This is a genomic window from Gordonia otitidis (genome assembly GCF_020735545.1).
Lineage (GTDB): Bacteria > Actinomycetota > Actinomycetes > Mycobacteriales > Mycobacteriaceae > Gordonia > Gordonia otitidis.
On the sequence record NZ_CP085974.1, the window covers coordinates 4,728,642 to 4,746,605 of the forward strand.

Sequence of the window (17,964 nt, forward strand, 5' to 3'; positions counted from 1 at the left end):
CTACGCCGACTTCTTGGTCTGATCCGGGGTGGGTTGCGTTGCGGCGGTACCGGTATCGGTGGTCCCGGTCTCCGACCGGGGCAGCTCGCGTTGGGGCGTAGCCTCGTCGGGCGACTTCGGAGCGGCGGGCGCCGTGTTGTCGCCGTCGCGCTGCATCTCCTGGACTTCGCTCTTGAAGATACGCAGCGACTGACCGAGACCACGCGCCGCGTCGGGAAGCTTCTTGGAGCCGAACAGCAGCAGCACCACCACCAGCACGATCAGCCAGTGCCACCACGACATTGCACCCATCAGAACAACCTTCCGCTTGTATTCTCAGCCATCGTACCGCGATGCCAGCCCAGGGCGAGCTCCGAGATCCGGCCCCCGACGCACCCTACCCTCGCAGTGATGAGCTTGCCGGGTCGCGGCGTGTCAGCGGACCCCGCAGGTCTCGGCGGCTGCAGGCTCACCGGTACCGCGCGAGGGCTGCCTGCGCGGCGCCGGTCACCGCGTCGTCGACCCGTTCATCCCCGACGGCGCGCACAGTACCGCCGAATCCCAGGAGGAACCGGGTCAGCCACTCGGGCGAGCCGTATGCGAGGCGACCCCTGATCGGTGCGGTTGGGTTGCGGTCGGCGGACACGTCGTCGAGCTGCTCGATCCGGTAGTAGTCGAGTACCCACGCCTGCTCGGGATCGATGTCGATATCGACCGACCGATGGTCGGGATTGTCACCGAGTACCGCCGACTGCTGCGTCACCTCCGCGGAGACCGGTGGTGTCGACGGTTCGTCGCGCAGCTGCGCGGCCTCGATCCGGTCGAACCGGAACAGGCGCACACCCTCGCTGCCTCGACACCACGCCTCGAGGTAGGTGTTGGAGTTCAGTCCCTGCAGGCGGATCGGGTCGACCACTCGCTCGCTGACCGTGTCACGGGTAGCGGAGTAGTACGTCAGGTCGAGTGCTCGCTTCTGTGCGACAGCGGTGCGTACCGCGGCAAATGTCGGATTCTCCTCGGCGTCCTCGTCATCGGTCACCGTGGCGACGGCCGGAAGAGACTTGCCGACGGCCTGTTCGATCTTGGCGATCGCGCGCCGCGCAGCCTGATGGTCGAGGACACCAGCCATGTCGACCAGCGCTTGAAGCGCGACCAGCAGCACGCTCGCCTCGGCACCCGTCAATCTCAGCGGACGATCCATCCCTGCGGTGAACCCGACGTTGACATAGCCCTCGTAGAACTCGAGCTCGATCAGATCGTCGGGGTAATACCCCGGCAGACCGCACACGAACAGTTGCTCGAGGTCTTTGCGGAGTTGGGTCTCGGTGACGCCGAGGTCCCCGGCAGCCTGTGCCACCGAGATGCCACCGCGGGTGGAGAAGTACGGGACCAGCGCAAGCAGTCGAGTCAACCGGCGCGATTGCGCACTCGTCATGAGGCGTTCACCCCGACGATCCGGTCGAGCCCCGCCACCACGAGATCGCGCAACTCCGTCGGCTCCCGAACAACGGCGTCGGGGCCCGCGCCCAGGATCATCCTCGCCAGTGTGCCCAGCGATCTGATGTCGATGACGAGGTCGTCGCCCGGCTCGCCGTCGAAGACGGCCGGCGTGGTCGACGACGCGAGACGTCGGAGGCCCGCTGCGCGGCCCTGCGCGACCCAGACGCGTGCAGCCCGGCCGTCCGAACCCGACGCGGCGTCGACGGCATCGGCCACGATCTGCTGCAGGTCGGTGTAGTCGGGTCGGTGCACTGCGCCGACCGGACCAGCGGTCGCGACATCGCTGATCCGGCTGAGCCTGAACGTGCGCGTCGCGTCGCGGTCGCGATCATGGCCCACGACGTACCACCGACCCCGGTGTGTCACCACACCCCACGGCTCGAGTGTGCGGGTCTCGCCGGACGACGTCGAGCCCGCCCGGTAGGTGAATGTGATGGCCTGCCCGGCGTCGATGGCCGCCAGCGTCGGAGCAAGCGAGTGCTCGCCGCCCAGTGAACGCTGAGAAACCGCTGCCACACCGATCTCGTCGTCGGCACGGACATCGATCCCAGCCGCCTGGAGTTTGAGAACGGCCGTCTGTGAGATGGTCGAGACATCGGAGTTGTCCCAGAGAGCTGCGGCCATCGCAATCGCCGCAGCCTCCTCCCGGTCGAGCGTGATGTCGGGCAACGAATACGTCTCGGGATCGATGCGGTACCCCTCGACGCCGCTTTCCGGCGACGGACCGGTCACCAGCGGCACACCGAGATCGCGCAGATCGTTCTTGTCACGCTCGAACATCCGGTTGAAGGCCTCGGCCGAACGGTCCTGGTCCTGGTAGCCGAACACGTTGCGGCGGATGTACTCGGCGGTGACGTACTGCTTGGTCGAGAGCAGACAGATCACGAGGTTGATCTGACGCTCGACTTTCGACGTAACCACGCCCTGCAGCTTACGACTACATGGACGCGATCAAGCGATCGACGCGCTCGTCGACGCTGCGGAAGGGGTCCTTGCACAACACCGTGCGCTGGGCCTGGTCGTTGAGCTTCAGATGCACCCAGTCGACGGTGAAGTCACGGCCGGCCTTCTGCGCAGCCGAGATGAAATCACCGCGCAGCTTGGCCCGCGTCGTCTGGGGAGGCTCGTTGACCGCGGTCTTGATCGCCTCATCCGTCGTCGCGCGGGTGACGAGTCCCTTGCGCGACAGCAGGTCGAACACGCCGCGCCCGCGCTTGATGTCGTGGTAGGCGAGGTCGAGCTGCGCGATCTTCGGGTCCGACAATTCCATCGAATACTTGTCCTGATAGCGCTGGAACAGCTTGCGCTTGATGACCCAGTCGATCTCGGTGTCGACCTTGGAGAAATCGTCGCTCTCGACGGCGTCCAGCATGCGCCCCCACAGATCGACCACCATGTCCATCTCGGGGTCGGGCGCGCGATTGACCAGATGCTCCACGGCTCGCGCGTGATATTCACGCTGGATCTCCAGCGCCGTGGCCTGACGACCGCCCGCGAGGCGGACCGGGCGTCGGCCCGTGGGGTCGTGGCTGACCTCACGGATCGCCCGGATCGGATTGTCGAGCGCGAAGTCGCGGAACGCGACACCGGCCTCGATCATCTCCAGCACGAGCGCTGCCGACCCGACTTTGAGGAGCGTCGTCATCTCCGACATGTTGGAGTCGCCGACGATGACGTGCAGTCGTCGGTACTTCTCGGCATCGGCGTGCGGTTCGTCGCGGGTGTTGATGATGGGGCGGGAGCGGGTCGTCGCGGACGACACACCCTCCCAGATGTGCTCCGCGCGCTGGGAGAGGCAGAACGTCGCCGCCTTCGGCGTGGCGAGAACCTTTCCGGCGCCGCAGATCAACTGTCGTGTGACCAGGAACGGCAGCAAGACGTCGGAGATCCGGGAGAACTCGCCCGCCCGGACCACGAGATAGTTCTCGTGACACCCGTAGGAGTTGCCCGCAGAGTCGGTGTTGTTCTTGAACAGGTAGATGTCGCCGCCGATGCCCTCGTCGGCGAGGCGCTGTTCGGCGTCGACGAGAAGGTCCTCGAGCACCAGCTCGCCCGCGCGATCGTGGTTGATGAGCTGGATGAGACTGTCGCACTCGGCAGTCGCGTACTCCGGATGCGACCCTACGTCGAGGTAGAGCCGCGCTCCGTTCTGGAGGAACACATTCGATGAGCGCCCCCACGACACGACCCGGCGGAACAGGTATCGGGCGACCTCGTCGGGACTCAGTCGGCGGTGGCCGTGGAAGGTGCAGGTGACACCGAATTCAGTCTCGATGCCCATGATTCGACGTTGCACTCCTCAACCCTACCCGCGGAGTCCGACGCAGACCGGTTGCGCGATCAGGACGCGCTCGAATCCGTGGAGGCGTCGCTGCCCTCGTCTCCCCCGTTGGTGGAGGCGGTCGACTCGCCAGCGGGTGCCGGCAGCAGGTCGGCGACGGATGCGGCGGTCAACCGTCGGAACGCACGACGTGGGCGATTGCGGTCGAGGATTGCCACTTCGAGATCGCCAGGGTTGAGTTCGCGTGGCGCCGTTGGCGATCCGTTGGTGCCCTCGGTCGGTGCCGACAAGGCCTCCACAGCGATCTTCAGAGCATCTGCGAGCGGAAGATCCGGTTCGTAGCTGTCCCTAAGCGCCGCGGAGATGGCGTCCGTCGCACCACCCATTACGATGAAGCGTGTCTCGTCCGCGATGGACCCGTCGTAGCTGATCCGGAACAGTTGCGACGGCTTCGGCTTGCCGTAGCGGGCCACCTCGGCCACACACAACTCGACCTCGTATGGTTTTGCCTGCTCGGTGAACACCGAACCCAGGGCGTTCGCATAGGTGTTGGCCAACGACAGTGCGGACACGTCGGCGCGGTCGTAGGAGTAGCCGCGCATGTCGGCGAGCTGGATACCCGCCTTGCGCAGGCTTTCGAACTCGTTGTACTTGCCGACGGCTGCGAATCCGATCCGATCGTAGATCTCACTCGTCTTCCGTAGCGTGTTCGACGGGTTCTCCGCGACGAACAGCACGCCGTCGGCGTAGGTCAGGATCACCACACTGCGACCACGAGCGATTCCCTTGCGCGCGAGTTCCGAGCGATCGCGCATGATCTGCTCGGCACTTGCGTAGTACGGGAAGGTCATCGCGGTGCCTCCTCATGCTCAGCCGCACGACGCTCGATGATCGCGCGTGCTGCCGTCTCGATGTCAGCGGGGGCGACTTCCCGCGCGCCCTCCGCGCTCACGATGACCGCTGTCGGGAAGATCTTGCGGACGATGTCCGGACCGCCGGTCGCCGAATCGTCGTCGGCGGCGTCGTAGAGGGATTCGACGGCGATCGCCAGAGCCGAATCGGCGTCGAGATCCGAGCGGTAGAGCTTCTTCAGCGACGACTTGGCGAACACCGAGCCCGAGCCGATCGCCTGGTAGCCGCCGAACTCCTCGTGCCGGTCACCGGCAACGTCGAAGGAGAAGATGCGGCCACGCTCGGTCGGACTGTCGTGGTCGATGTCGTAGCCGACGAGCAGCGGGATGGCGGCCAACCCCTGCATCGCAGCACCAAGATTGCCGCGCACCATCGAGGCCAGCCTGCTGACCTTGCCGTCGAGTGTGAGTGGAACTCCCTCGATCTTCTCGTAGTGCTCGAGTTCGACCGTGAACAGTCTGACCATCTCGATCGCGATGCCTGCGGTACCTGCGATCCCGGCGGCCGAGTACTCGTCGGTGATGTAGACCTTCTGCACGTCGCGGGTGGCGATGATGTTGCCCATCGTCGCGCGTCGATCGCCCGCGAGCACCACACCACCGGGAAAGCTCACCGCCACGATCGTCGTGCCATGCGGGATCTCGGAGGTGTCGGTGGTCGAGGTGAAGGTGCCCATGCGCTCAGCCCGCGCCTGCGGCAACTGATCCGGGGCATGAACCCGGAGGAAGTCGGTGAACGACGAGATGTCGGCGCCGAATGTGGGGTGGGAACTCCTTGTGGGACCGGACGGGGACAGTGAACTGAACGTCTCGCTCACTGGCCGCCCTTCTGCACGTACGCGCGCACGAAGTCTTCGGCATTCTCCTCGAGCACATCATCGATCTCGTCGAGCAGATCATCGGTGTCCTCGGCGAGCTTCTCTCGACGTTCCTGGCCCGCACCGCCGTCGGAGCCGAGTTCGCCGTCGTCGCCACCACCGCCGCGCTTGGTCTGTTCCTGCGCCATCTGCACTCCCTTGTTCGTCACGAAGCCTCACGCTCCGCGTGCCTGCGTCGCTGCTCACCGCTCGTGCACATCAGCGACGACGTTCGTCGGACTCGCGTGTCGCGTTCAGCTGCATCGCGGTGCGGCGCAGACAAATCCAGCTCGTGAACCCACACTACCGGTGCGGACTGCGAAAAGGAGGTTGAACACGTGTCGCGTCGGGATCCGATCAGGTGGTGAGCTGATCGACCAGCTCGGATGCGGAGTGCACCGAGTCGAGGAGTTTGCCGACGTGTGCCCTGCTCCCCCGCAGGGGTTCGAGGGTCGGAATCCGCACCAGCGAGTCGCCGCCCAGGTCGAAGATCACCGAATCCCAGCTCGCGGCCGCCACGTCGGCGCCGAAACGGCGCAGGCATTCGCCACGGAAATAGGCGCGCGTGTTCTCGGGAGGCTCCGTGATCGCGCGCGTCACGTCTGCCTCGTCGACGAGCCGCTTCATCGAGCCGCGTGCCACCAGGCGGTTGTAGAGGCCCTTGTCGAGTCGCACGTCGGAGTACTGAAGGTCGATCAGCTGGAGACGTGGGGCCGACCACCCGAGTCCCTCGCGCTGTCGGAAGCCCTCCAGGATGCGTAGCTTGGCGGGCCAGTCGAGGATGTCTGCACATTCCATCGGATCGCGCTCGAGACGATCGAGGACATCAGCCCACGTGGCGAGCACATCCATGGCACGCGCATCGTCGGAGTTCTCGCGTTCGTGGAACTTCGCGCAGCGCTCGAGGTACTCGCGCTGCAGCGCGAGTGCCGTGACCTCTCGACCGTCGGTCAATGCGACGGTCGCCTGCAGTGTCGGATCGTGGCTGATCGCATGTACGGCCGACACCGGACGTGCCAACTCGATGTCGGAGAAGTCGACGCCGGCCTCGATGAGATCGAGCACAAGCGAGGTCGTGCCGACCTTGAGGTAGGTGGCGGTTTCGGCGAGGTTGGCGTCGCCGATGATCACGTGGAGTCGGCGGTAGCGCTCGGGATCGGCGTGGGGTTCGTCGCGGGTGTTGATGATGCCGCGCTTGAGCGTGGTCTCGAGTCCCACCTCGACCTCGATGTAATCCGACCGCTGCGACAGTTGGTATCCGGCTTCGTCGCCGGCCTGGCCGATGCCCACGCGCCCCGATCCGGTGATGATCTGACGCGAGGCGAAGAACGTGGTGAGGCCACCGATGACCGCGGTGAACGGGGTGTCGCGGCTCATCAGGTAGTTCTCGTGCGTGCCGTAGGACGCGCCCTTGCCGTCGATGTTGTTCTTGTACAGCTGGAGGCGTGGTGCACCGGGCACGCTCGCGACGTGCCTGGCGGCGGCCTCCATCACGCGCTCCCCTGCCTTGTCCCAGATCACGGCGTCGAGGGGGTCGGTGACCTCGGGTGCCGAATACTCGGGGTGGGCGTGATCGACGTAGAGGCGCGCGCCGTTCGTGAGGATCATGTTGGCGGCACCGATCTCGTCGGCATCGATGATCGGCGCAGGTCCCGTGCCGCGACCGAGGTCGAAGCCGCGGGCATCGCGAAGAGGTGATTCGACCTCGTAGTCCCAGCGGGTGCGTTTGGCGCGCGGCACCCCGGCCGCCGCCGCGTAGGCGAGCACCGCCTGTGTCGACGTCATGATCGGATTCGCGGTCGGGTCGCCGGGTGCGGAGATCCCGTACTCGACCTCGGTGCCGATGATTCGCTGCATGGTATTGAGACTAGATGTCGGTCGGATGAAAGGTCGGACCCACCACCGCGCAGCGGTCGCACCGTCGTCGCTCCTGTGGGACCTTCTACACGTGAAAGCATTCCGCCGGTTCACCGTTCGGGTTCCGCTGCCCGCTCCCCTGTCCGATCTCGCAGTTCTCGCCCACAACCTGCGCTGGGTGTGGCACGCGCCCACCCAGGATCTGTTCGCCCTCGTCGACCCCGACCGCTGGGAGGCGACCGGCGATCCCCTTCGGTTGCTCGCCGAGGTGTCGCCGGAACGACTCGTCGAGTTGTCCACCGACACGGAATTCCTGGCCCGACTCACCGCGCTGCGCGCCGACCTCGACGAGTACTGCACGGCGCCACAGTGGTATGGCGACCACGCCGCGTCGGGCAATCCGATGCCGGAGGGAATCGCCTACTTCTCCATGGAATTCGGTATCTCGGAGGTGCTGCCGATCTACTCGGGTGGTCTCGGCATCCTCGCCGGTGATCATCTCAAGGCGGCGTCGGATCTCGGCGTGCCGCTCATCGGGGTCGGATTGTTCTATCGCTGCGGATACTTTCGACAGAGCCTGTCGCACGACGGCTGGCAGATCGAACGGTATCCGGTCAACGATCCCGGCGCACTACCGCTCACCCTGCTCGTCGACGCCGCCGACAAGCCGGTCATCATCGAGATCTCGATGCCCGGCGGGCGGACCCTGCACGCCCAGGTGTGGGTGGCCACCGTGGGACGAATCCCGTTGCTGCTGCTCGATTCCGATATCGCGGCGAACGACGACGAGTTGCGGGGCATCACCGATCGCCTCTACGGCGGTGATCAGGACCACCGCATCAAGCAGGAGATCCTGCTCGGTATCGGCGGGGTCCGCGCACTGCGCGAGTATGTCCGCATCGAGAACCGCGCCCAGCCGACGGTCTTCCACATGAACGAGGGTCACGCCGGCTTCCTCGGTGTGGAGCGAATTCGCGAACTCGTCGACGCATCGGGACTCGACTTCGACTCCGCGGAGTCGGTCGTCCGCGCGTCGACCATCTTCACGACGCACACACCCGTCCCGGCGGGAATCGACCGCTTCCCGGACGACCTGGTCCGCTTCTACCTCGACCCGGGACCCGACGGTTCGTCGAATCTGCTTCCCGGATTGTCGTCGACCACGGTGCTCGAACTCGGCGACGAGGCCGATCCAGGCGTGTTCAACATGGCGCACATGGGTTTTCGACTGGGCCAGCGGTCCAACGGTGTCTCGCAGCTCCACGGCGCTGTCAGTCGCGAGATGTTCGCCGACCTGTGGCCGGGCTTCGACGCTGACGAGGTGCCGATCGGTGCCGTCACCAACGGCGTGCACGGTCCGACGTGGGTCGCACGGCGCTGGCAGGACCTCAGCGCGGGCAACGAGGACGCAGCGCCCGCGGTGTACGAGGCGATGCCCGCGTCCGACCTGTGGGCAATTCGCTCGGAACTGCGCGCCGGGCTCGTCGACGAGGTGCGTCGACGCGCATACGCCAGCGGCCGCGACCGCGACTTCACCGACGCCGAACTCGGTTGGACCGCCGACCTGTTCGATCCCGACGCGCTGACGATCGGATTCGCCCGACGCGCGGCGACGTACAAACGACTTACCCTGATGCTGCGCGATCCCGACCGCATGCGTCGGATCCTCACCGACCCGGAACGGCCTGTGCAGCTCGTCGTCGCCGGTAAGGCACATCCGGCAGACGACGGCGGCAAGGCACTGATCCAGCAGATCGTGAAATTCACCGAGGATCCCGAACTCCGTGATCGCATCGTCTTCCTGCCCGACTACGACATCTCGATGGCGCGACACATCTACGCGGGCTGCGACGTGTGGCTCAACAACCCGGTGCGTCCGATGGAGGCGTGCGGAACGTCGGGCATGAAGTCGGCGCTCAACGGCGGCTTGAACCTGTCGATCCTCGACGGGTGGTGGGACGAGATGGCCGATGGTGAGAACGGCTGGGCGATTCCGTCCGCGGAGGGTGTCGGGGACGAGAACCGCCGCGACGACCTGGAGGCCGAGGCGCTCTACTCGCTACTCGAGGAAACCGTGGTACCACTCTTCTACTCGCGTGACGACGGCGTCCCCATACGGTGGGTGGAGATGGTCCGGCACACGCTCGCGATCCTGGGCCCCAAGGTGCTCGCGTCGCGGATGGTGCGTGACTACACGCTGGAACTCTATGTGCCGGCAGGAATCTCGTATCAGGAGGCGTGTGCCGATGATTATGCGGAGGCCAGATCACTCGCCGCCTACCGGTCGACACTCGCGTCGTCGTGGAAGTCGGTGGCGATCGCCGGGATCGATGAGGAGACCACACCCGACGACGAACTCGACCTCACCGCCCACGTCTCCCTCGGCGAGCTCGCGCCGGACGAGGTGACGGTTCAGGCCGTACTCGGGCGCGTGACCGACGACGGCGACCTCTACGACTCGGTGCACGCGCCGATGGAACCTGTCGAAGGGACCGACCCGTCGGGTCGAACGCGCTACCGGGCTGCGGTCACGCCGTACCGGTCGGGGGTGCTCGGCTACACCGCCCGGGTGCTCCCCAGACACCCGCTGCTCACCGACGATGCCGAACTCGGCCTGGTGCGCTATCCGGCGTCGGCGGGCGAGCCCCCCGCGATGCCTTCCTGACAACCGCGGGCTGCTCACGCAACTGCGGTCGGCTCCGAGAGGAGTCGACCGCAGTTGCGTGGGTGGAGGACTTACAGATACTGACCCGTGTTGGTCTCCGTGTCGATCGCGCGGCTCGCACCGGAGCTCTTTCCGGTGACCAGCGTGCGGATGTAGACGATGCGCTCGCCCTTCTTGCCGGAGATACGCGCCCAGTCGTCGGGGTTGGTGGTGTTCGGCAGGTCCTCGTTCTCGGCGAACTCGTCGAGGATCGAGTCGAACAGGTGCTGGACCCGCAGGCCGGGTGCACCGGTCTCCAACTGCGACTTGATCGCGTACTTCTTCGCCCGGTCGACGACATTCTGGATCATCGCGCCGGAGTTGAAGTCCTTGAAGTACATGATCTCCTTGTCGCCGTTGGCGTAGGTGACCTCGAGGAAGCGATTCTCATCGCTCTCGGCGTACATCCGCTCGACGACCTTCTCGATCATGGCGTTGACACATGCGGTCCGGTCGCCACCGAACTCGTTGAGATCGTCGGCATGGACCGGCAGTTCCTCGACCAGGTACTTGGAGAAGATGTCGATCGCCGATTCGGCATCGGGACGCTCGATCTTGATCTTCACGTCGAGACGGCCCGGTCGCAGGATCGCCGGATCGATCATGTCCTCGCGGTTCGAGGCGCCGATCACGATCACGTTCTCGAGCCCCTCGACACCGTCGATCTCGCTGAGCAGCTGCGGAACCACCGTGGTCTCGACGTCGGAGGAGACACCGGAGCCGCGGGTGCGGAAGATCGAATCCATCTCGTCGAAGAAGACGATGACGGGCGTGCCCTCCGATGCCTTCTCGCGCGCCCGCTGGAAGATCAGTCGGATATGACGCTCGGTCTCGCCGACGAACTTGTTCAGCAGCTCGGGACCCTTGATGTTCAGGAAGTACGACTTGGCTTCCTGCGCGTTGTCGCCGCGTGCCAGCGCGATCTTCTTGGCCAACGAGTTGGCGACGGCCTTGGCGATCAGCGTCTTACCGCATCCGGGTGGCCCGTACAGCAGGACGCCCTTGGGCGGACGAAGCGCGTAATCGCGGAACAAGTCCTTGTGCAGGAACGGGAGCTCGACGGCGTCACGGATCTGCTCGATCTGGCGACCCAGACCACCGATGTCCTCGTAGCCGACATCGGGCACCTCTTCGAGCACGAGATCCTCGACCTCGGCCTTGGGCACGCGCTCGAACGCGAATCCGGCCTTGGTGTCGATGAGGAGCGAATCGCCGGGACGCAGTTTGCGCCGGTGACCGTCTTCTCCGTCGACCTCGCCGAGAAGCGGTTCGGCGAGCCACACGACTCGCTCCTCGTCGGCGTGTCCGACGACGAGTGCGCGATGACCGTCACCGAGAACCTCACGGAGGGTGCTGATCTCGCCGACCGAGTCGAACTCGCACGCCTCGACTATGGTCAGTGCCTCGTTGAGGCGAAGGGTCTGGCCCTTCCGCAACGCGTCGAGGTCGATGTTGGGTGAGCAGGTCAGTCGCATCTTGCGACCTGACGTGAAGACGTCGACGGTCTGGTCCGGATAGATCTCGAGGAGCACCCCGTATCCACTGGGTGGCTGGCCGAGACGGTCGACCTCCTCACGTAGCGCAACGAGCTGCTGCCGTGCTTCTTTCAGCGTCTCGAGGAGCTTGGCGTTGCGCGCGGTCAGGTTGTCGACACGGTCCTGGAGTTCCGAGGAATCCGTCGGTCGCCCGAAAGACGGACGGTCGGTGTCCGCCCGCAAGGGAGGCGTGTAGGCAGGAGTGAATTGTTCCCCGGACGAATGGAGGCCATGGCGTTCGGATTCGTTGGCCATATTCTCACCGGAGGCTTCATGGCGATCAGATTCGGTCATTGCTGACTCCTCTCCCCGGCTACGACCCCAGTGGGTTGCGCCGTAACACCACGCTACCGGGAGGCGGCAAATATCGCCGCGCACCGCACGATACGTGGTGTTGACGGCATGTTAAATGTGCGTCTTCGCAACGTATTCGCCATGTTTATTCGGGTGAACGGTGCTTTGTTCACCCTTTGGTCGGACGGCGCTGCGGACGCAGGGTCGTCACGCCGTCGGCCAGGCGTCGCGCAGTGATCAGAAACGCCGTGTGTCCTTGCATTTTGTGCTCCGGGCGCACGGCGAGTCCCACCGCGCTCCAGTCACGCACCAGCGATTCCCACGCATGCGGTTCGGTCCAGCACTCCTGTTCGCGGAGCGCTTCCACAACACGGGACAACTGAGTGACCGTTGCCACATAAACCGTCAAAACCCCGCCTGGTTTCAACACCGATCGAACGACATCGAGGGGCTCCCACGGTGCGAGCATGTCGAGAATGACGCGATCGAATCGCTCGGTCCTGTCGACGTCGGCCAGGTCTGCGACTATCAACGACCAGTTGGCGGGGGCCCCGCCGAAGAACGTGTCGACGTTGCGTCTGGCGTAGTCGGCGTGATCCTCACGGATCTCATACGACACGACCTCACCGTCGGATCCGACGGCCCGCAACAGCGAACACGTCAGTGCGCCGGAGCCCGCGCCGGCCTCGAGAACCCGTGCGCCCGGGAAGATGTCGCCCTCGGTGACGATCTGGGCGGAGTCCTTGGGGTAGATGACCTGCGCACCTCGCGGCATCGACAGGACGAAGTCGACGAGCAGTGGTCGCAGCGCCAGATACTCGGTGCCGCTGGTCGCCGAGACGATGCTTCCCTCCGGTGACCCGATGAGGTCGTCGTGTTCGATGGCGCCGCGATGGGTGTGAAACTGCTTGCCCGCTTCGAGATTGACCGTGAACTTGCGACCCTTGGCATCGGTGAGCTGGACCCGATCGCCTTCGACGAACACGCCACTCGACGCCATTGTGTGTTTCCTCTCGAGACTGATGTGACGCATGTGACCGATGAGAATTTTTCGAGATCAGCCTGCGCATGTCGGGCAACAGTTGTGTCACTGCCGCGACCTACCCTGCCAAATGTGAGCACGACTGCGTACCCCGGGTCCACCACCGACACCATCGACGCCACGGCCCGTCCGGCCGACACCGCCACGGCAGCGGCAAACACATCGGCAGCCGTTACGTCAGCGGCAGAGACGTCGGGGGCAGAGACGTCGGCGGCAGAGACGGTAGCGCCCGGCACTGCGCCGTCAGGCACGGCTACGGGTGCACGAGGGCTCGTCGGGCGACCCCTCGCGTTGTCGCCGTCGAGGGCAGCCGATTTCAAGCAGTGTCCGCTGCTCTACCGGTACCGGGCGATCGACCGGTTTCCCGAGACCCCGACCCAGGCGCAGACGCGCGGCACGGTGGTGCACGCGGCACTCGAGAATCTCTTCGAGTTACCCGCCGCACTACGCACCCGCGAATCGGCGGAGTTTCTCGTCGAGGGAGCCTGGGCTGCGATGTGCGAGGCCGACCCGTCACTTGCTGCTCTTCTCGACGGCGAGGAGGAGAAGTTCCTGAGCAAGGCGTTCGCACTGATCGGCAACTACTACCGGTTGGAGAATCCGACCGCGTTCACTCCCGAGGCCGTCGAGGAGCACGTGGAGATCGAATCGGACGACGTCCTGATGCGCGGCTTCATCGACCGCATCGACGTCGCCCCGACCGGCGAGATCCGCATCGTCGATTACAAGACCGGCAGGGCGCCGAGTGAGGGCTTCGAGGCCAAGGCACTGTTCCAGATGAAGTTCTATGCGCTGGCGGTGCTCCGCATCCGGGGTGTTGTGCCGCATCGTCTGCAGCTCATGTATCTCTCCGACGGGCAGGTGCTGAGCTATACCCCTGACCGCGACGAACTAGAGCGTTTCGGTCGCACACTCTCCGCCATCTGGCGCGCGATACGGGAGGCGGTGGCCTCCGGCGATTTCCGCCCTCGGCGGTCCGGCCTCTGTCGGATGTGCGAACACAAGACCCGCTGCCCGGAGTTCGGCGGCGAGATCCCGGTCTACCCAGGTCCCCCGCCCGGCTTCGCAGCCTGATCGGACCGCACAGAACCCGACACTCGAGGCAGCTACGCGGCAGCCGCCGTCGCGGTCCCCGCAGGTGCCGTCCCCATCGCGTCGCCACTGCCTTCGGCGTGGCTGCCTGCGTCGCCACTGTCCGCGGCGTGGCGCCCCTGCCCGGTTACCCGGTGCCTGCCGCCGGTGGAGGCGTCGTCGGACTCCGACTGATCGGGCGAGGACTCCTGCACAGGTGGCGCGGTCTCCGCAGGCGGCTGTGGGGTCTCCGGATCAGACGCGGTCGTTGTCGTCGAGGGTGCGGGCGCGGTGTCCGGCGCGGCCTCGGGTGCGCGGTGGCGACCGGTGGACGGCGTCGGGGTCGACGCATCGACACCGTCGGCGTGCTGCTCTGTGACCTGCGACGTTGTGTTCGATGCAATCGCGGGCGAAGCGGGCTGGCTGGTGGTGTCGGCGACCTTCTCCGGTATCGCACGAGACTGCGCAGTCAGGGGCGGGGTCGAGGGCGTCGACTCAGTGGCCTGTGGTTCGACGACGCCGACGGCCGCGTTGTCCACGCCGGGCGCCTGCAGCGGGTAGAACGCGTTGTTCACCTCGTCCCACCGCTCCACGTCGTCGGCGTCGAAAGCGATCCCGAGACGGCTGTTGACGAGCACCGCGAGAGCTGTCAGCGGATGCTGTTTCGGCGTGTAGACGAGGTAGGTGGTGTTTCCGTCCCTGCTGCGCAGGATCGTCGGCTCCTGGCTGTAGTCGATGAGGTTGCCGTAGTTCTGTTCGCCGAGGCCGGAATGGATGGTGATGAATCCGGCTGCGTCGACCAGCAACGAACTCATCGGTCGATACCACACCCATTGGAAGTTGGCGACGGGATCGCCGACCACGATCACCGACGTGACAGGCAGTTCGCCGGTGGCCCCGGGGTCGCGGGCACCGTTGGACTCGGCGCCGAACAGCCCCATCAGTCCGCCGATCGCGGGATGATCGGCCGCCCAGGCCTTGAGACCCCACGGGCTGCGCGGATCCGAGATCAGCATGATGTGCGACCGGTCCGCGTCGACCGCGGTTCCGTCCCCGTTGCCCGCAACCGCCTGCTCTGCAGCGTTGCCCAGTGCCTCGGCACCTTGCGAGTAGCCGGTGTAGACCACGAAGGGGTTCTCTCCCTGCTGCGTCGCGAACGCTCTCATCGCCGTCATGTTCTTCGCGACGGCGACGTCACGCGACTTGTCATACGTCGGCGCGAGGAACGGCAGCGCGGCGCCCGAGCGCCCGGCGATGAACGGCCCGATCGCCTCGGGATAGTCGATGATGTAGGTCGGCCGATCACCGGTGCGGAAGTCTCTGATGCGCGGGTAGAGCGTTCCATCGTCGGTTCCTGGTGTGACGACGATGAGGAGATCGCCGGCATGTGGCCCGATCGTTCCGCTCAGCCAGTCCTGGCCGGTGCCGTCGTCGGGCTCCGTGGGACGGAAGACACCGGCGGCAGCGAGTTCGTCCACGGTGTGCTGGGTTTCGACAGCCGACGGAGTGCCGGCGTGCGCGGATGTCGACGAGAGTGCGAGGGGCACCACCGTTCCCATGCAGAGGGCGCACCCGACGGCTGCACTGCCGACGGACTTCCGGAATCGAGACACGTTCACCTCACAAGACGTGGCCGCCTCGGACGAGACGGCCTCGAAGATCGCGTTCGACGTCGACTTTGCGATGCTAACGCTGGTCATTGTCGACGTGAACAGGATCATTCTGGACGTTTGATCAGGTACACGCCCACAGAAACGCTTCGGATTGATCCGAACGGAGTAGCCAAACCGTTCGTTCGTACGACATAGAACCTGTCGCGGCTCCCGGCCACGACGTGAACTATGGTCAGCCCGTGGAGACCTGCTACTACGAACGAGTCGACGACATTCCGATCACCGATGACGACGCCGACGATTTCGAGTACTTCTCACCGACGGATGCGACGCTGAGCGTGTGGGCCTCCGACATTCAGCACGGTGGACCACCCGCGGGACTGCTGATGCGTGGCATGCTGCGCTGCGCGCCGGATCCCGGGCAGCAGTTCACTCGAGTGACCACCGAGATACTCGGACCCATCGGGCTGTGTCTCAACCGGGTCCGCGCCAGGACCGTTCGACCCGGACGGCAGATTGCACTGATCGAGGCCGATCTCGAGGTCAGGCAACCCGACGGAACGTATCGACTCGCCGCACAGAGCGTCGGGTGGCGGATGCGTACGACGGATTCGACGACGATCACCCGCGCCCCGAGAGAGCCGTTGCCCTCTCCGGACTCGCTTCCCGTCGTCCGCGGTGTCACCGCCGACAGTGACCTCGGGGTCGACTGGGGCACGCTCGGATTCATCGGGACGACCGAGACCGCGACGACGCCGGGACTACACGGTTCCACCCCGGCGGTCTGGATTCGGCCCGCCCTCGACCTGGTCGAGGGTGAGACCATGTCGAACCTGGAATCCATCTTCACAGTCCTCGACGTCGCCAACGGCCTTGGCACGACTCTGCGGCCCGACGAGTGGACATGGATGAACACCGACACCACCGCGCACCTCGTTGGTCAGCCCACGACGTCGTGGCTGGGTATCGACGCGGACATGGCCTCGGGTAGGCACGGCTACGGAGCGACCTTCGCCGACCTCTACGACGTCAGCGGTTTCCTGGGGCGCTCAGCGCAGACCGTTCTCCTCGGCCCCCGCTGATCATCGGGCACGCAACCTGTCGCCGCGAGGTTCGAGGACTCGAAGGCGGATCAGAAGCGGCAGGAACGGATGTCGGAGGCGAGGATCGCCCGGGCACCCAGCTCGGACAGTTCGTCCATGAGGTTCTGGTGGTCGCGGCGGGGAACCATGGCTCGTACCGCCGCCCACTCCGGATCCGCCATGGGTGCCACCGTCGGCGATTCCAGTCCGGGGGTGATCGCGGTTGCCTGATCCAGCAGTGATCGCGGGCAGTCGTAGTCGATCATCACGTACTGCTGTCCGAAAACCACGCCCTGCACCCGCTTGATGAACTGGGTCGCCTTCTTGTCGGGATCGACGCCCGCGCGGCTGATCAGGACCCCTTCGGAGTCGCAGAGGGATTCGCCGAAAGCCTCGAGATCGTGCTGTCGCAATGTGCGTCCGGAGCCGACGACGTCGGCGATCGCATCGGCGACGCCGAGCTGGATCGAGATCTCCACGGCACCGTCGAGTCGGATGATCTCGGCTGTCATCCCGCGCGATGCGAGGTCCTCGCGCACGAGGTTCGGATACGACGTCGCGATCCGTTTGCCTGCGAGGTCGGCGACGGTCCACTTCTGTCCGGCCGGTGCCGCGTAGCGGAATGTCGACGATCCGAAGCCCATCGCGAGTTCCTCGTCGACCTGGGCGCCGGAGTCGCGGGCCAGGTCGCGACCGGTGATACCGAGATCGAGTGTTCCTGCGCCGACGTAGATCGCGACGTCCTTCGGTCGCAGGAAGAAGAACTCGACGTCGTTGGCGATGTCGAGGACGGTGAGATCCTTCGAGTCGGATCGTTTGCGGTAGCCGGCCTCGGCCAGAACAGCGGCTGCGGACTCGGACAGGGCGCCTTTGTTGGGGACTGCGACACGCAGCATGGTCACTCCGTAGATGTGTTGGTGAGAGATGTCTGTGGGCGGGATCGTCGGGCCGCGACCGATGCGGTCACGGCCTACAGATGGCGGTAGACATCCTCGAGTGACAGGCCCCGTTTGATCATCATCACCTGCAGCCAGTAGAGAAGCTGCGAGATCTCCTCGCCGAGCGATTCGTCGGATTCGTACTCGGCGGCCAACCACACCTCGCCGGCCTCTTCGATGATCTTCTTGCCCAATGTGTGGACGCCGGCGTCGAGCGCTGCGCCGGTGCCACTGCCTGCGGGACGTGTGGCCGCTTTGTCGGTCAACTCCGCGAACAACTCATCGAAGGTCTTCACGGGT

The 17,964-nt window shown here is 65.5% G+C and carries 16 protein-coding genes; 3 read left to right on the plus strand and 13 right to left on the minus strand.

Annotated features, from left to right (window positions below):
• The 8 genes from tatA to dop all read right to left on the minus strand — a co-directional run bounded on the left by tatA (nucleotide 1) and on the right by dop (nucleotide 7,385).
• A complete protein-coding gene (gene tatA / locus LK459_RS21470; RefSeq protein WP_227920662.1) occupies nucleotides 1-291 on the minus strand; it encodes a Sec-independent protein translocase subunit TatA in 291 nt (96 codons plus the stop codon).
• Nucleotides 292-448: 157 nt separating this feature from the next.
• A complete protein-coding gene (locus LK459_RS21475) occupies nucleotides 449-1,414 on the minus strand; it encodes a helix-turn-helix transcriptional regulator (protein WP_227920664.1) in 966 nt (321 codons plus the stop codon).
• The gene (locus LK459_RS21480; protein WP_227920666.1) at nucleotides 1,411-2,400 is read right to left on the minus strand and encodes a helix-turn-helix transcriptional regulator; all 990 of its coding nucleotides are present in this window, start codon (nucleotides 2,398-2,400) and stop codon (nucleotides 1,411-1,413) included. The genes LK459_RS21475 and LK459_RS21480 overlap by 4 nt, the downstream gene beginning before the upstream one ends.
• A gap of 16 nt (nucleotides 2,401-2,416) precedes the next feature.
• Nucleotides 2,417-3,775, minus strand: coding sequence for a Pup--protein ligase (gene pafA, locus LK459_RS21485; protein WP_039993282.1), 1,359 nt, complete (start codon nucleotides 3,773-3,775; stop codon nucleotides 2,417-2,419).
• Nucleotides 3,776-3,819: 44 nt separating this feature from the next.
• Nucleotides 3,820-4,611 carry a proteasome subunit alpha gene (gene prcA / locus LK459_RS21490; protein WP_227920668.1) on the minus strand — a complete coding sequence of 264 codons (792 nt, stop codon included), beginning with the start codon at nucleotides 4,609-4,611 and terminating at the stop codon, nucleotides 3,820-3,822.
• Entirely contained in the window at nucleotides 4,608-5,489 is an 882-nt protein-coding gene (prcB, locus tag LK459_RS21495; RefSeq protein WP_227920670.1) for a proteasome subunit beta, read from the minus strand. Before prcB ends, prcA begins: the two co-directional genes overlap by 4 nt.
• A complete protein-coding gene (locus LK459_RS21500) occupies nucleotides 5,486-5,677 on the minus strand; it encodes a ubiquitin-like protein Pup (protein WP_227923940.1) in 192 nt (63 codons plus the stop codon). The genes prcB and LK459_RS21500 overlap by 4 nt, the downstream gene beginning before the upstream one ends.
• A gap of 208 nt (nucleotides 5,678-5,885) precedes the next feature.
• A complete protein-coding gene (dop, locus tag LK459_RS21505; protein WP_227920672.1) occupies nucleotides 5,886-7,385 on the minus strand; it encodes a depupylase/deamidase Dop in 1,500 nt (499 codons plus the stop codon).
• Nucleotides 7,386-7,476: 91 nt separating this feature from the next.
• On the opposite strand from dop, the gene glgP reads away from it, so the two are divergent.
• The gene (gene glgP, locus LK459_RS21510; RefSeq protein WP_227920673.1) at nucleotides 7,477-10,050 is read left to right on the plus strand and encodes an alpha-glucan family phosphorylase; all 2,574 of its coding nucleotides are present in this window, start codon (nucleotides 7,477-7,479) and stop codon (nucleotides 10,048-10,050) included.
• A gap of 71 nt (nucleotides 10,051-10,121) precedes the next feature.
• Here the strand turns inward: glgP and arc are convergent, their stop codons facing one another.
• Together arc and LK459_RS21520 are read right to left on the minus strand one after the other, a co-directional pair.
• On the minus strand, nucleotides 10,122-11,918 hold the full coding sequence (gene arc, locus LK459_RS21515) for a proteasome ATPase (protein ID WP_007237173.1): 1,797 nt from the start codon (nucleotides 11,916-11,918) through the stop codon (nucleotides 10,122-10,124).
• A 169-nt stretch (nucleotides 11,919-12,087) separates the two neighbouring features.
• Entirely contained in the window at nucleotides 12,088-12,918 is an 831-nt protein-coding gene (locus LK459_RS21520) for a tRNA (adenine-N1)-methyltransferase (protein WP_007237172.1), read from the minus strand.
• Nucleotides 12,919-13,032: 114 nt separating this feature from the next.
• Here LK459_RS21520 and LK459_RS21525 point away from each other — a divergent pair, with 114 nt between their 5' ends.
• On the plus strand, nucleotides 13,033-14,034 hold the full coding sequence (locus tag LK459_RS21525; RefSeq protein WP_227920675.1) for a RecB family exonuclease: 1,002 nt from the start codon (nucleotides 13,033-13,035) through the stop codon (nucleotides 14,032-14,034).
• A 32-nt stretch (nucleotides 14,035-14,066) separates the two neighbouring features.
• On the opposite strand, the gene LK459_RS21530 is transcribed toward LK459_RS21525, so the two are convergent.
• Nucleotides 14,067-15,731 carry an alpha/beta hydrolase family protein gene (locus LK459_RS21530; RefSeq protein ID WP_407648662.1) on the minus strand — a complete coding sequence of 555 codons (1,665 nt, stop codon included), beginning with the start codon at nucleotides 15,729-15,731 and terminating at the stop codon, nucleotides 14,067-14,069.
• A 152-nt stretch (nucleotides 15,732-15,883) separates the two neighbouring features.
• On the opposite strand from LK459_RS21530, the gene LK459_RS21535 reads away from it, so the two are divergent.
• A complete protein-coding gene (locus LK459_RS21535) occupies nucleotides 15,884-16,726 on the plus strand; it encodes a thioesterase family protein (RefSeq protein ID WP_227920677.1) in 843 nt (280 codons plus the stop codon).
• Between the two features lie 50 nt (nucleotides 16,727-16,776).
• On the opposite strand, the gene hisG is transcribed toward LK459_RS21535, so the two are convergent.
• Together hisG and LK459_RS21545 are read right to left on the minus strand one after the other, a co-directional pair.
• Nucleotides 16,777-17,622: an ATP phosphoribosyltransferase gene (gene hisG, locus LK459_RS21540; RefSeq protein WP_007237168.1), complete on the minus strand. Its 846-nt coding sequence runs from the start codon at nucleotides 17,620-17,622 to the stop codon at nucleotides 16,777-16,779.
• Between the two features lie 74 nt (nucleotides 17,623-17,696).
• The gene (locus LK459_RS21545; protein ID WP_227920679.1) at nucleotides 17,697-17,960 is read right to left on the minus strand and encodes a phosphoribosyl-ATP diphosphatase; all 264 of its coding nucleotides are present in this window, start codon (nucleotides 17,958-17,960) and stop codon (nucleotides 17,697-17,699) included.
• Nucleotides 17,961-17,964 lie beyond the last annotated feature (4 nt).